Source organism: Nocardia sp. PLKS1-43 (assembly GCF_059510335.1).
Map to the genome: position 1 here is coordinate 289,615 of NZ_JCAJZQ010000002.1, position 14,299 is coordinate 303,913.

A 14,299-nucleotide genomic window follows, 5' to 3' on the forward strand; every position below is an offset into this window, starting at 1 on the left:
TTCTACTCGTTCTGTGTTCGGGTGGAACCGGCGCGCGGTTGCGCGCACGTCTGTGGTGCCGGCGGACGATCGATTCGCGCGCTGGAAGATTCGCCGCCGTCAGAGATCGAGGACCAGGACCTCCGAGCAGGCGCGCGAGACGCACAGCATCATGGTGTCGCCGCGGGCGCGCTCGTCCTCGGTGAGCAGACTGTCGCGGTGCTCGACGGCGCCGGACAGCACTCCGGTTTCGCAACTGCCGCAGGTGCCTTCGCGGCAAGAGGTGACGATGGGCACCCCAGCCGCCTCGAGTACGTCGGCGATCGACTGCTCGGCACCGACCCGGAAGGTGTCGCCGCTGCCCGCGAGCCGTACCTCGAAGGAGCGATTCTCTTTCCGCGCCACTGCTTTCGGCGCGAAACGCTCGAGGTGGACCGCGACGCCAGATGCGGCGCCCGCGTTCTCCACGGCCGTCAGCAGCGGCTCCGGACCGCAGCAGTACACCGCGGCGGCGCCGGCTTCGCCGACGATTCGCTCGATCGGCAACAGGCCGTCCTCGTCCTGCGGCACCAGCACCACCCGTCCACCGTGACGGGCCAATTCCGCGGTGAAGGCCAGGTGCGCACGGGTGCGCGCGCCGTAGTAGAGCGTCCACTCCGCGCCCGCGGCCGCCGCGGCGGCTGCCATCGGCAGCAGCGGGGTGATGCCGATGCCGCCCGCGACGAAGACGTACGACTGCCGGTCGACGAGTTCGAAGTTGTTGCGCGGCACCGAAACCCGCAGTTCCGAACCGGGCAGTGCGGTCTGGAACAAGTGCTCCGAACCGCCACGTCCCGCTGGTTCGCGCAGGATCGCCACGCGCCAGTGCCGCGAGGCGGGATCCCCGCACAGCGAGTACTGCCGCACCCCGTGCGGACCCACGCCGATATCGATGTGCGCTCCCGGCGACCAGGCCGGTAGCGGCGTGCCGTCGGCGGCGGCGAGCTCGAGGCCGAACACGCCCTCGGCCTCGTCCCGGCGGGTCTGGACCCGCACCCCGAACTCCGTCATCCTGGTCCTCTCGGCCCTGTCGTTCGTCGCCACCACCGTGGCCGAGACGCAGATCCGATGCACGATGGTTGCGCGGACTCTTCTAGACCGATCGGCGTTGACTATCGCCCTCGGTATCGGGACGAACCGGACCGACACTGAGCGCATGACCCCGGTGACGGAACTGGTCGACAAGACCAGCGAGTTTGTTCGAGAGCATGTCATACCGATCGAGCGCGAGATAGTGGTCGGCGGCCGCGTGATGGACGACGCGTTGCGCCTGGATCTGCAGAAGAAGGCCAAGGACGCGGGCGTTTTCGGACCGCTGTCGGCCCCCGGGTACGGCGGCCTGGGACTGGACACCCGGGCCCAGGCCCGGGTGCTGGAGGCCGCCGGCGCCAGCCTGATCGGCCCGCTCGCGGTGAACGCGTGGGCTCCCGACGACGGCAACATCCACCTGCTGGCCCACGTCGCCAATCCCGAACAGCAGGAGCGGTATCTCGCACCGCTGGCCTCGGGCGAGGTTCGCTCGGCGATCGCCATGACCGAACCCGCGCCCGGCGCCGGATCGGATCCACGCATGCTGCGCACGGTCGCGGAGGAGACCGACAACGGCTGGATCATCAACGGCGCCAAGCATTTCACCACCGGCGCCCAGGGCGCGGCCTTCGTCATCTGCGTGGCCAGAACCCCGGACGGGCCGACCATGTTCCTGGTCGACTCGGACAATCCCGGACTGCGAGTGGGCCGCCGGATGCCGACCCTGGACCACACCAGCGCCCCCGGTGGGCACTGCGAGGTGGAGTTCGCGGACTGCGAGGTACCCGACTCCGCGGTACTGGGCACGGTCGGGCACGGACTGGAACTGGCGGCGGTGCGGCTGGCGCCGTCCCGGCTGACGTTCTGCATGAACTGGCTCGGCTTGGCGGTGCGCGCTCAGCAGCTGACCCTCGATCATGTGGTGCGCCGCACCGCCTTCGGCACGCCGATCGCCGAACACGGTCTGGCCCAGGGGCTCATCGCGGACAGCGAGATCGACATCGCGGCCGCCCGCGGCCTGATCCACACCGCGGCCGCCACCATCGACGCCGAGGGCGCGGTGTCCGCGCAGGCCCGGCACGAGACCTCGATCGCCAAAACCTTCGTCTCCGAGGCGGTCTGGCGGGTTCTGGACCGGGCCGTGCAGTTGCACGGCGGGCTCGGCGTCTGCGAAGACCACCTGGTTGCCCGATTCCTGGTGGAGGCCAGGGCATTCCGCATCTACGAAGGCCCGTCGGAGGTGCTGCGGTGGTCGATCGCCCGCCGCGCCCTGCGCGGACCTCGCTGACCCGAGGAGGACAACATGACCCAGCGCACGATCGGCGGATTCGCCGCCGCCTACCCCGAGCTCGACCCGGCCGCAGTGGATTACGAATACCTGCGCGCGGTGTCGCAGGACATGGTGCCGTTCGGCCGGCATGTGGGCACCCTGATCACCGAGGTCGGCCCGGAGCAGGCGGTGGTGGAGATCCCCGCCGTCGACCACGCTCGCAATCACATGGGCACCGTGCACGCCGGCGCCTTGTTCACCGCCGCCGACATCGCGGGTGCGGCTGCCTTCGTCGGTGCGGCCGCCGCCCGGTTGCACACCGTCGAGCGGCTGGTGCTGCGCGGCGGCACCGCAGCCTACCGCAAGCCGGCCGTGGGCCGCATCCGCGCGATCGCCACGGTGGACCAGCGCGAACTGGCCGACATCCTGGGCGCCGAGCGGTCCGAGCGTTTCGAACTCGGCGGCAAGGCGCTGCTGCGTGACGACAACGACGTGGTGGTCGCGAAGTTCACCTTCGACTACGTCTGCGACATCGTGCTCGGCGGGGACCGGTCATGACCACTGCCACCCCCGAATCCCGGTCCGGATTCGGCACGTTGGAATCCACCACCGTGACCACCTCGGACGGGGTGGATTTCACGGTGCGCTGGCTGCCCGCAGAACGCGCCGACGCGCCCGTGGTGCTGCTGCTGCCTGCCATGGCGATGAAGGCCAAGGCATACTTCTTCCTGGCGAAAGCGCTGCACGCACAAGGCCTTTCGGTGGCCACCTGCGATCTGCGGGCGCAGGGCGAGGCTCGTCCGGCGCTCGGCGAGCACGCCGACTTCGGCTATCGGGAGATGCTCGAGATAGATATGCCCGCCATCGTGTCCGCTGTCGAGCAGCGCTTTCCGGGCGCACCGCTGCGGCTGTTCGGGCACAGCCTGGGCGGTCAGGTGGCACTGCTGTTCGCCGCCGCGGAACCGGAACGCGTTGCGGGAGTGGCGGTCATCGGCACCGGCACCGTGTTCTGGTGGGCGTTCGGGATGCGCCGCTGGTTCGAGGCGTTGAGCCGGATCCAGTGGATCGGGCTGGTGGCGCGGATCAAGGGGCACTGGCCCGGCGGCGTGCTGATTCCGGCCCCGATGCCCGGCGGGGTGATGCGGGACTGGTCACTGCACTCGCTGACCAGTTACTACCGGCCGCGCGGCACCCGCCGCCGCTACAACACGCTGCTGGCCGCGATGCCGCTCCCGGTGCTGGCGATCTCGCTGTCCGATGACCCGCTGGGCCCGAAATCCAATGTGGAATTCCTGGTTTCGCGGATGCCGTCCGCTCGGGTCACCCGCTGGCATCTGGACGAGCGCTCAGAGGTGGTGCACCGCGACCACTTCGCCTGGGTCAAGGACTCCCCCGCGATCGCGGCCGGTGTGGCGCAATGGATCTCGGCGGGCACCGTACCCGAGCCCAGGGAGCCGTAGGTGGCCGGACTGCGCCTCGAGGCGGTTTCCAAGAAGTTCGGTGGCACGCGGGCCGTGGACGAGGTGAGCCTCGATATCGCCGACGGTGAGTTCCTGGTGCTGCTCGGTCCCAGCGGTTGCGGCAAGTCCACGTTGCTGCGCATGATCGCGGGGCTCGAGGAGCCGAGTTCCGGGCGAATCCTGCTGGACGGCAACGACATCACCGATGCCCCGGCCCAGCGCCGGGATCTGGCGATGGTGTTCCAGAGCTACGCCCTGTACCCGCATCTGACGGTGGCGCAGAACATCGCCTTCCCGCTGCGGGCGCGGCGACGGCGGCGGGCGCGCGTTCGCGAGCAGGTCGCCGAGGTGGCCGCGACGCTGCAACTGCAGGAGTTGCTGGGCCGTCGCCCGGCCGCGCTGTCCGGCGGCCAGCGCCAGCGAGTCGCGTTGGCGCGGGCCATGGTTCGCGATCCGGGCGCGTTCCTGATGGATGAGCCGCTGTCCAACCTGGACGCCAAACTGCGCAGCGCCACCCGCGCCGAACTCATCGCGCTGCATCGGCGCCTGGGCGCGACCTTCCTCTATGTCACCCACGACCAGGTGGAGGCGATGACGATGGCCACCCGGATCGCGCTGCTCGACGCGGGCCGGGTGGCGCAGGTCGGCACGCCCGAGGAACTCTACGACCGGCCCCGGTCGGTGTTCGTGGCCGGATTCCTGGGCTCGCCGCCGATGAATCTGTTCCCGGCGGTGGTGCGCGAACGCGACGGGCGGGTGCGGGTGACGGCCGAGGGAATCGATATCGCCCTCGACGCCGCCGCGAACCGCCCCGCCGACGACTCCGGCACCGGCAGCACCGCCGCGGACGTCGTCGAACAGCGGGTTGTCGCCGGTATCCGGCCGGAGCATCTGCTACTGGAGTCCGGCGACGGCGATATCCGCGGCACGGTGACCATGGTCGAGAACCTGGGCAGCGAAGAGCTGGTTCATTTCTCGGCCGGCGAGCTGTCGCTGTGCGCCCGGGTCACCCGCCCGGCCGGCGTCTCGGTCGGCCGGCGCATCGGCGCCCGGGTGATGCCCGAGCGGATCCACCTGTTCGATCCCGAGTCCGGTTTGCGGCTGCGCCGACGCGAGCCGCGGCCGACCGTCCCCGCCGAGCACGACGACCGTCCGGTCGTGCCGGTTTCCTGAACTCCGCCACCACTCGATGAGGAGAAATACCGTGAAACGCACCATGCCCCTGCTGGGCCTGGTATTCGCCTGCACCCTGGCGCTGAGCGCCTGCGGTGGCGTCGGCGGCACCGATGGAACCACTGCCGCGACGAGCGTCGCGCAGATCCCGCAGCTGAAGCCGGATCAGCAGGTGTCGATCGTTTTCGAGTCCTACAACTACGGCCTGGCCGGGCCCTGGACCGACACCTTCAACGCGCTGATCGCCGAATTCACCAAGCAGCACCCGAACATCAAGGTCACCGCGCAGAAGCCGCAGGGCAACAGCCCCAACCCGGCGACCGACACCATCTCCAGTATCCAGAACCAGATGGCCGCCGGCACACCGCCGGATGTCGCCCAATTGGGTTTCAGCGACCTGGATTTCACCATCCACCAGCTGGGCGCCAAACCGCTGGACGAGCTGGTCGGCAAGCAGGAGGTGCAGGCCGAATTCGACGGGCCGCAGCACGCGTACGCGCCACGCGCCCGCACCCTGGACGATTGGGGCGGCCACACCTACGGTGTGCCGTTCGTCTTCTCCACTCCGGTGCTGTACTACAACGCCTCGCTGTTCCAGCAGGCCGGCCTGGATCCGGCCAAGCCGCCGGCCACCTGGCAGCAGGTCGCCGACGCCTCCCGCGCCATCGCCGACAAGACCGGTAAGGGCGGGGTCTACATCGACTGCCTGACCAAGACCGCGAAGGACTGGTGCTTCCAGTCCATGGTGCGTTCCAACGGCGGCCGGGTGATCTCCGAGAACCGGAAGACGCTGACCTACGCCGACGCACCCGCGGTCCAGGTGACCCAGTTCGGGCAGCAGTTGGTGAGCAGCGGCGAGATGCCCAAGCTCGACCAGAAGCAGGGGTACGAGAGCTTCGCCCGCGGCGATATCGGGATGATCCTCGAGACCAGCGCCGTGCAGGGAGTGTTCGAGAAGGGCGCCAAGGGCAAGTGGGATCTGCGTGACGCGCAGATGCCCAGCTTCGACGGCAAACCCACGGTACCCACCAATTCCGGTGCGGGACTGCACATCCTGTCCAACGATCCGGCCAAGCAGCGCGCCGGATGGGAATTGATCAAGTTTCTCACCAGTCCCGAGGCGTTCACCATGATCTCCAAGGGCATCGGCTACCTGCCGCTGCGCACCGGACTGTTGCAGGACCCGAGCGGCCTGCAGAGCTGGGCGCAGCAGAACCCGCTGGTCACCCCGAACGTCGCCCAGCTGGATCGGATGGAGCCGTGGGTGTCCATGCCCGGCGGCAACTATCTCCAGGTTCGGGACGGCATGATGGACGCGGTCGAATCGATCGTTTTCCAGGGCAAGGACGCCCAGTCCACCCTCACCGCCGCCCGGGACGCGGGCGCCAAACTGCTGCCGGCGTCATGAACGATCTCACCGTAATCCAGCTGACCGACACCCACATTCGCGCCGCCGGGGAACTGCTGCACGGCTGTGTGGACACGATGGCGAATCTGACCGTCGTGCTGGAGGGACTGCGCAACGGCGCGAAGATCGATGCGCTGGTGCTGTCCGGCGACCTCACCGACAACGGTTCGCCCGAGGCGTACCGGCGCTTGGCCGCGGCCGTGGAACCGGTGGCGGCCGACCTCGGCGCGACGGTTGTCTACGCCATGGGCAATCACGACGAGCGCACCGCGTTCGGGGCCGAATTGCTCGGCCTCGACCCGGACGGCATCGATCCCGCCCGGCCGCACGATTCGGTCGTGACCGTCGACGGACTCCGGATCATCGCGCTGGACAGCTCCACTCCGGGCAGGCACAACGGCCGCCTCGAAGCGGACCAATTGGATTGGCTCGCCGCGCAATTGCGCACGCCCGCGCCGCGCGGCACATTGCTGATGCTGCACCATCCGCCGATCCCTTCGGCGAACCCCGCGGCCGAGGTGCTCAAACTCCAGCAGGCCGAGCACCTCGAGGCGGTCCTAGCGGGCACCGACGTGGGAATGATCATCTGCGGGCACAACCACTTCACCGCGGCCTCGGCGCTGGGCGGGATCCCGGTGTGGCTGGGCCCGGCGGTGGCCTACCGGCTCGACCCGATGGCGCCCGCGGGCCGGCACCGGGGCATCGCCGGATTCGGTTACAGCCGAATCGATGTCGTGGGTTCGGCGTTCGTGGTCACGGCGGTGGAGGCCACCCCGGCGCCGGCGGTCTACGACCGGCCGCAGTCCGAGGTGCTCGATCAGCTGGCGGCGCTGGCCGCCGAGTCGCAATGATGTTCGTCGTCGACACCACCGCCGAGGAGCAGCGCGATCGCGTTGCGGCCGAGACGGTTCCGGCGCGTCGTTCCGCCCTTCGCCGGGCGGGACGGCGCGCCGTGCCGTATCTGTATCTGGCTCCCGCGCTGATCCTGCTGGTCGTGTGGACCTATCGGCCGCTGGCGCAGGCGGTGCAGCTGTCCACCTACTCCTGGAATCTGCTGCCCACCTCGCCGAGCACACCGGTGGGTCTGGCGAATTACCGTCGGCTGCTGGATCTTCCGGAGTTCACCGACTCGATCGGGCGCACCGTGGTGCTCATCGCCGGGCTGCTGCCGTTCACCGTGCTGCTGCCGGTGCCGATCGCCCTGGCCGCCCGGCGCGTGTCCGATCGCGCGCGCACGGTGTACCAGGCGTTCGTCTTCGCGCCCTTCCTGGTGGCGCCGGTCGCCGCCGCCGCGGTATGGCGATGGCTGCTGAACCCGCGCAGCGGCGCGGTGGATCGGGTGCTGGGCTCGGACCGCAACTGGGTGTACGAGCCGTCCACCGCGCCGTGGGTGATCATCGTGATCACCGGCTGGCAGCTGCTGGGTTTCGCGGTTCTGGTGGTGTGGGCCGGATTCGCCGGTATCAGTGGCGATTACGACGAGGCGGCCCGGGTGGACGGCGCCCGGCCCGGCCAGATCCTGCGCTGGATCACGCTGCCGCTGCTGTCGCCGACGCTGCTTTTCCTGGTGCTGACCACGGTGCTGCTCAGCCCGGTGCTGACCTTCCCCCTGATCGACACCCTGACCCAGGGCGGACCGACCCGGGCCACCACGAACATCTATTACCTGTTGTGGGACTACGCCTTCCACAGTTTCGACGCCGGACTGAGCGCGGCCGCGGGTGTGCTGCTGTTCCTCGGTTTCGGGGCGGTCGCCGGAGTGCTGGTGTGGATCTCGGAAAGGGTTTCCTTCCATGATGATTGACCGGCTGCGCACCGCCGGCAGCCATCTGCTGCTGGCGGTAACGGCGCTGCTGTGCGCCTTTCCGATCTACTGGCTGTTCGCCACGGCGCTGCGCCGGCCGCAGGACGTCTGGTCGTTGTCACCGGTGCCGTGGCCGCTCTCGGCAGCCAACTACATCGATGCCGCGCGCCAGGTCGACGTGCTCGGACTGATCGGGAACACGTTCTTCATCGCCGCCCTGTCCGCGGCCGGGCAGTTGCTGGTGGCGCTGCTGGCCTCGTACGCGTTCACCATGTACACCTTTCCGCTGCAACGGGTGCTGTACCTGGCGTTCGTCGGCACCTGGCTGGTGCCGTTCCAGGTCACGATGCTGCCCAACTACATCCTGCTCAACCAGCTGGGGCTGCTGAACACGCTGATCGGCGTGGTGTTGCCGACGCTGTGCTCGGCATTGGCCGTACTGCTGCTGCGTCAGCACATGGCGGCCTTCCCGAAGGAACTGGTAGCGGCGGCCAAGATCGACGGACGCTCGTCCTGGTCGATCCTGTGGACGGTGGTGGTACCGAATCTGCGCCCCGCCCTCGCCGCACTGGCGATCCTGCTGTTCATCAACGAGTGGAACGAGTACTTCTGGCCCGCGGTGGTGCTCCGAAAGTCCAACGGGGTACTGCAACTCGGATTGCGCAGCTTCCTCAGCAGCGCCGAGCAGGATCAGTGGGGCCCGATGATGGCCGTCGCCAGCCTCGCGTGCCTGCCGGTGATGCTGCTGTATCTGGTGTTGCAGCGCCAGATCGTCAACGCGTTCGTGCGATCGGGGTTGAAATAGCACGGACTTCGTTCTGCGGCAACGGCAATGGGCCGGTCCGGGAGATCTCCCGGACCGGCCCGTTGTCCTTCGGGTCGGTCGTCCTCAGCGCACCGCCACCGCTGTGGTGAGCGAACCGATCAGTGCTGTGTCGTGCTCGCCGGCCCGGAAGCGCGGATGATCCAGGATGTCGTGCAGGAATTGTGCCGTGGTGACCACACCGCGACCGTCGATCCTGGTCTCCGCCAGGGCCCGTCGCATCCGCGCGATGGCCCCGGCGCGGTCCGGCGCCCACACCACGACCTTCGCCAGCAGCGAATCGTAGTGCGGGGGAATCGAATAGCCGGTCTCGATGTGCGTGTCGACGCGTACGAACGGCCCGCCGGGCAGTACGCATTCGGTGAGAGTGCCTGGTGCCGGAGCGAATTCGCGGCCCGGGTCCTCGGCGTTGATCCGGCATTCGATCGCCACCCCGTTCTGGCGGGCGGAAGCCGGCGGTACCGACAGCCGCTCGCCCGCCGCGATGCGCAGCTGTTCGGCCACCAGGTCCAGGCCGGTGACCATCTCGGTGACCGGATGTTCCACCTGCAGACGGCAATTCACCTCCATGAAGTAGAACCGGCCGTCCGGGGCGAGCAGGAATTCGAAGGTGCCCGCACCGACATAGCCGACCGCCGTGGCCCCGCGCACCGCCGCCGCGCCGATCCGCTCGGCCAATTCGGCGGACAGGCCCGGCGCGGGCGACTCTTCCACGAGCTTCTGGTGCCGGCGTTGCAGCGAGCAGTCCCGCAGGCCCAGATGCACCACGCCGCCGTGGGTATCGGCCAGGATCTGCGCCTCGACGTGCCGCGCCGAGTCCAGATAGCGTTCCACGTAGAGGCGGCCGTCACCGAAGACGGCCGCGGCGCCGGCTCGGGTCTCCTGCCAGGCCGCGGCGAATTCGGCGGGGTCGCGCACGACCCGCATGCCCCGGCCGCCGCCGCCCGCGACCGCCTTGATGATCACCGGGTACCCGATCTCGCCGGCCAGCGCCTCGGCCTCGTCCACCGCGTCGATCGGATCGCGGCTGCCCGGCAGCAGCGGAAGTCCCGCGGCCGCCATCAACGCCCGGGCACTGGATTTGTCACCCAGTTCCGCCATCACCGGCGCCGGCGCGCCCACGAACACGAAGCCCTCGCTCTCGCACACCTCGGCGAAATCGGGGTTCTCCGAAAGGAATCCGTAGCCGGGATGGATGGCGTCCGCGCCGGTCGCGCGAGCCGCCTCGATGATCGCCGGAATGTAGAGATAGCTGCGCTTGGCCGGACCGGGGCCGATCTGGATGCGCTCGTCGGCCAGCCGCACCGCGGCGCTGTCCCGGTCGGCGGCGGAATACGCGGCGACCGTGGCGATTCCGAGTTCGGCGCAGGTGCGGATGACCCGGACCGCGATCTCGCCGCGATTGGCGATCAGCACCTTGCCGATCGGACGGGCGGTCACCGCACCACCTCGAGCACCATCAGCGCCTGACCGTGTTCCACGGCCTCGCCGTTCTCGACCAGGAAGCGCACCACCCGGCCCTCGCGGCCGGTGGTCACCGGGATCATCAGCTTCATCGCCTCGACGATGCCGACCTGCTGGCCCGAGCGCACCGGATCCCCCTCGGTGACGAAGGGCTCGGCGCCCGGCTCGGTCGCCCGGTAGAACACGCCGACGGTCTCCGCGGTGACGGTGAATGTGTCTGCGGCACTGCCGTTCCCGTTCGTCACCGGGTCCGCGACGGTGACGGCCGCCGCGGGCTGCGGCACGGCCTCGGCGAGCACAGCGTCCGGTTCGATCGACGGCCCGTCCCCGCCCTCCCAGCAGATCCGCAGGGACACCGGGCCGTTCGCGACGGTCACGGAAGTGGCGGCGGTGGCGGCCGAGCGCACGCCCAGCGCGTGCCGGGCGAGCACGGCGAGGGTGCGGTCGGCGGCGGTCGCGTCCACGGCGCGGCCGATCGTCTCGGTGGTCACGGTCTCGGTCATCGCAACTCCTCGGTCACGCATCAGGGGATGTGGGTTCGTCGGTCACGGTGCCGGGGCGCACCGCGTCGGGCTGTCCGGCGTCGATCCGGCCGAAGGCACGAAACCGCCGATAGCGGGCGGCGGACAGCTCACCCGGCGACAGCGCGCGCAGCGTGGACAACGTTTCGGTGAGCGCGGCGCGCACCCGGGCGAGCATCGCGGCCGGATCCCGGTGCGCGCCGCCGGGCGGCTCGGGTATCACCGCGTCGGCGACACCCAGCCGCAGCAGCGACCGCGAATCCACCTGCAGGGCGCGTGCCGCGCGCGGGGCGTCGGCGGCGTCCTTCCACAGGATCGACGCGCAACCCTCCGGACTGATCACCGAATACACCGAGTTCTCGCACACCAGTACCCGATCGGCCACGCCGAGGGCCAGCGCGCCACCGCTGCCGCCCTCGCCGGTGATCACCGCGATCACCGGAACGGGAAGTCCGGCAAAGAGTTTCAGCGATTCGGCGATCGCCACCGCCTGACCTCGCTCCTCTGCCGCCACCCCCGGATAGGCCCCGGCGGTGTCGACCAGGGTGACCACCGGCATGCCCAGCTTGCCGGCCAGCCGAGCCAGCCGAGCCGCCTTGCGGTAACCCGCCGGACTGGGCATACCGTAGTTGTGCCGGGACAATTCGGCGGCGTTGTGCCCCTTCTGGGTGCCCGCGACCACCACCGGCGCGCCGTCCAGCCGGGCCAGGCCCGCGATCAGCGCCGGGCAGTCGGCGGAGAGCCGGTCACCGTGCAGTTCGATGAACTCGTCGAAGGCGCCGGATAGATAGTCCAGAGCGGTCGGCCGGGCCAATTCCCTTGCCGCTCGGACACATTGCCACGGATCGCGCTCGGCCACCGCATCGGGATCGGTGGCGGTGAGCGACTCGGGCTGTTCCGATGCGTCGGCGAGCCCGGTCACCGCCGGTTCGCGCACGGTCATCGCGACCAGCCGGGTGAGCCGGTCGCGCAGGCTGTTGCGGTGGCAGATCAGATCGATGAATCCGTGCTCGAGCAGGAATTCGGCGGTCTGGAAGCCGGGCGGAAGCGTTTCGCCGATGGTCTGCGCGATCACCCGCGGCCCCGCGAAGCCCAGGCGCGCACCGGGTTCGGCCACGATGATGTCGGTGGAGGTGGCGAACGACGCCGCCACTCCGCCGTAGGTGGGATCGGTGACCACCGAGATGGTCAGCACGCCGGCCTCGTCCAGCCGCCGCAGGGCGTGACTGGTCTTGGCCATCTGCATGAGCGCCAGGATGCCCTCCTGCATCCGGGCGCCGCCCGAGGCGCTGGCGATGATCAGCGGAGCGTGGTCGGCCAGCGCCGCCTCCGCGGCCGCGGTCACCGCCTCGCCCACCGCGACCCCCAGACTGCCGCCGAAGAACCGGAAATCCAGCACCGCCAGCACGACCGGCACCCCGCCCATCCGGCCCCGCGCGCAGCGCGCCGCATCCGGCATCCCGGTGCGCCGCCGGGCGTCCGCCAGCCGTTCCGGATAGTCGCGAGTATCGCTGAACCGCAATGGATCCGGCACCGTCGCCGCGGTCACGACGGCCTGCGCCGAATCGGCGTCCAGCAGCATGGCGACGCGCTGGTCCGCGGTCAGCGGACCGTGGCTGTCGCATTCCGGGCACACCCGGTCGCCGCGGTCGTAGCGCTTGCGGTAGATCATGTCGCCGCACGCGGGGCAGCGCATCCACGAACTGGCCGGGACCTGCCTGGTCTCGAGTATGGTCATCGCTCCTCCGGGGGTCGAGGCACGTACCGGGCACACGCCGCGGGCAGCCGGGCGCCGGCCGTACGCAGCTGGGCGACCCGGGTGAGATAGGCCGCGCCGTACATCAATTCGTCGGCCACATCGGCCACGCGCCGATGGGTCGGGGCCGCCAGATAGGTACCCGCGACCCAGGTGTTGAACGCGCCCATCGCCGGGCCGCACCAGATCTGGTAGTCGGCCGAGCGGTCGGCCGCACCGCGGATGCTCCACCCCGACGACAATCCGAGGTACCACCGGAACACCAGGGCCATCCGATGTTTCGGATCCTGCGCGGCACCGGCGAGCTGGGCCGGATCGCGTTCGGTGAAGAACTCGACGCAGTCGCGCCAGATCTCCTGCACCGGACGCCGCAGCACGGTGCGCTCCAGTTCCGCGCGCTGATCGGCCGGGATGTCGTCGAGTCCGTCGTGCGCGCGGTAGAGCTCGTAGAGCCGCTGCGCGCGGGCGGCGAACATGGTCCCGCGGCGCAGCACCTGCACCTGCACCCCGAGTTCGAACATGTCCGAGGACGGGGCCATCGTGCAGTCCGCGAATTCGGCTGTGGCCAAGAGCTTTTTGGTGTGGTCGCATTGCGCGGCCTCGCGACAGGACTGATTCACCGACCCGGTCACCACGTACGCCGCGCCGAGCGCGAAGGCCGCCGCGACCGCGTCCGGGGTGCCGATCCCGCCGGCCACCCCGATGCGCACCGCGGCCGCCGCCGGCAGTTCGCGAGCGATCCGGTCACGGGCGCTGACGATCTCGGGGAACAGCACGGTCAGCGGCCGCCGGTCGGTGTGCCCGCCGGAATCGGCCTCGGCGGTGATGTCGTCGGCCATCGGCGTCCGCGCGGCCAGCCGGGCCTGCTCCGCGGTGATCTCGCCGCGCTCGGTCAGCACCCCGAGCAGCCTGGCCGGCGCGGGCCGCAGGAACAGTTCGGCGACCTCCACGCGGGATACCTTGGCGATCAGCCTGTTCCGGCGTTCGATCCGGCCCTGCCGGTCCACCGCCAGTCCGGTCGCGCGGTACCGCACGACCTCGGTTGTCAGATCCATGAACGCCGACGCCTCCACGCATCGCACGCGGTGCCGCAGGCAGGCGTCGACGATGGCACGCTCCAACGCCGGTTCGGACGGGCTGTGAATGAGGTTGCAGGCGAACGGTTGTCCGGGCAACGTGCGGGCGAGTTCACCCAGCGCCGCGTCCACCACCGCGGGTGTCACCCCGGCGGCTCCGTAGGAGGCCAGATATCCCGCGTGCGACATCGCCGCCACCAGGCCGGGCGAGGCTATCCCGTTGGCCATCGCGCCCGCGGCGTAGGCGGCGCGCACACCGTGCTCCGATCGGAAAGCACTGTCGCCCAATCGTTCCGGCGGCAGCGGGCCGACCGCGGTCAGGACTTCGGAGCGGGCCGCCAACGCTCGGGAGGCGGTCACCCCGATCCGGCCCTCGTGCCGGACGACCCAGCAGGGGATGTCCAGGTCCAGCAGTATCGCCGAGATGTCCGCATCGCTCTCGGCGAGGGCGGGGTTCCCGAAGGTCGTCATTGCCGTTCCGTCCTGCCTCCGGCACC

At 69.9% G+C, this 14,299-nt stretch carries 13 protein-coding genes; 8 read left to right on the top strand and 5 right to left on the bottom strand.

Features of this window, described 5'->3' with window-relative positions; genetic code table 11:
• Window positions 1–99: 99 nt before the first annotated feature.
• Window positions 100–1,029, bottom strand: coding sequence for a PDR/VanB family oxidoreductase (locus AC5WS7_RS09285; protein ID WP_495954005.1), 930 nt, complete (start codon window positions 1,027–1,029; stop codon window positions 100–102).
• 145 nt (window positions 1,030–1,174) lie between these two features.
• Here AC5WS7_RS09285 and AC5WS7_RS09290 point away from each other — a divergent pair, with 145 nt between their 5' ends.
• The 8 genes from AC5WS7_RS09290 to AC5WS7_RS09325 are packed head-to-tail and all read left to right on the top strand — an operon-like array spanning window position 1,175 to window position 8,967.
• The gene (locus AC5WS7_RS09290) at window positions 1,175–2,335 is read left to right on the top strand and encodes an acyl-CoA dehydrogenase family protein (RefSeq protein WP_495954006.1); all 1,161 of its coding nucleotides are present in this window, start codon (window positions 1,175–1,177) and stop codon (window positions 2,333–2,335) included.
• Between the two features lie 15 nt (window positions 2,336–2,350).
• Entirely contained in the window at window positions 2,351–2,875 is a 525-nt protein-coding gene (locus tag AC5WS7_RS09295; protein WP_495954007.1) for a YiiD C-terminal domain-containing protein, read from the top strand.
• A complete protein-coding gene (locus AC5WS7_RS09300) occupies window positions 2,872–3,777 on the top strand; it encodes an alpha/beta hydrolase family protein (RefSeq protein ID WP_495954008.1) in 906 nt (301 codons plus the stop codon). The genes AC5WS7_RS09295 and AC5WS7_RS09300 overlap by 4 nt, the downstream gene beginning before the upstream one ends.
• Window positions 3,778–4,950, top strand: coding sequence for an ABC transporter ATP-binding protein (locus AC5WS7_RS09305; protein ID WP_495954009.1), 1,173 nt, complete (start codon window positions 3,778–3,780; stop codon window positions 4,948–4,950).
• 31 nt (window positions 4,951–4,981) lie between these two features.
• Entirely contained in the window at window positions 4,982–6,358 is a 1,377-nt protein-coding gene (locus tag AC5WS7_RS09310; RefSeq protein ID WP_495954010.1) for an ABC transporter substrate-binding protein, read from the top strand.
• A complete protein-coding gene (locus AC5WS7_RS09315) occupies window positions 6,355–7,209 on the top strand; it encodes a metallophosphoesterase (RefSeq protein ID WP_495954011.1) in 855 nt (284 codons plus the stop codon). Before AC5WS7_RS09310 ends, AC5WS7_RS09315 begins: the two co-directional genes overlap by 4 nt.
• Window positions 7,209–8,162, top strand: a complete 954-nt coding sequence (locus AC5WS7_RS09320; protein WP_495954514.1) for a carbohydrate ABC transporter permease — start codon at window positions 7,209–7,211, stop codon at window positions 8,160–8,162. The genes AC5WS7_RS09315 and AC5WS7_RS09320 overlap by 1 nt, the downstream gene beginning before the upstream one ends.
• Window positions 8,152–8,967 carry a carbohydrate ABC transporter permease gene (locus AC5WS7_RS09325; protein WP_040822400.1) on the top strand — a complete coding sequence of 272 codons (816 nt, stop codon included), beginning with the start codon at window positions 8,152–8,154 and terminating at the stop codon, window positions 8,965–8,967. Before AC5WS7_RS09320 ends, AC5WS7_RS09325 begins: the two co-directional genes overlap by 11 nt.
• An 84-nt stretch (window positions 8,968–9,051) precedes the next feature.
• On the opposite strand, the gene AC5WS7_RS09330 is transcribed toward AC5WS7_RS09325, so the two are convergent.
• From AC5WS7_RS09330 to AC5WS7_RS09345, 4 genes are read right to left on the bottom strand one after another with little or no spacing between them, the layout of a single operon-like run.
• The gene (locus tag AC5WS7_RS09330; protein ID WP_495954012.1) at window positions 9,052–10,425 is read right to left on the bottom strand and encodes an acetyl-CoA carboxylase biotin carboxylase subunit; all 1,374 of its coding nucleotides are present in this window, start codon (window positions 10,423–10,425) and stop codon (window positions 9,052–9,054) included.
• On the bottom strand, window positions 10,422–10,952 hold the full coding sequence (locus AC5WS7_RS09335) for an acetyl-CoA carboxylase biotin carboxyl carrier protein (protein WP_495954013.1): 531 nt from the start codon (window positions 10,950–10,952) through the stop codon (window positions 10,422–10,424). Before AC5WS7_RS09335 ends, AC5WS7_RS09330 begins: the two co-directional genes overlap by 4 nt.
• 13 nt (window positions 10,953–10,965) lie before the next feature.
• On the bottom strand, window positions 10,966–12,708 hold the full coding sequence (locus AC5WS7_RS09340) for an acetyl-CoA carboxylase carboxyltransferase subunit alpha (RefSeq protein WP_495954014.1): 1,743 nt from the start codon (window positions 12,706–12,708) through the stop codon (window positions 10,966–10,968).
• The gene (locus tag AC5WS7_RS09345; protein WP_495954015.1) at window positions 12,705–14,273 is read right to left on the bottom strand and encodes a PfaD family polyunsaturated fatty acid/polyketide biosynthesis protein; all 1,569 of its coding nucleotides are present in this window, start codon (window positions 14,271–14,273) and stop codon (window positions 12,705–12,707) included. The genes AC5WS7_RS09340 and AC5WS7_RS09345 overlap by 4 nt, the downstream gene beginning before the upstream one ends.
• Between the last annotated feature and the right edge of the window lie 26 nt (window positions 14,274–14,299).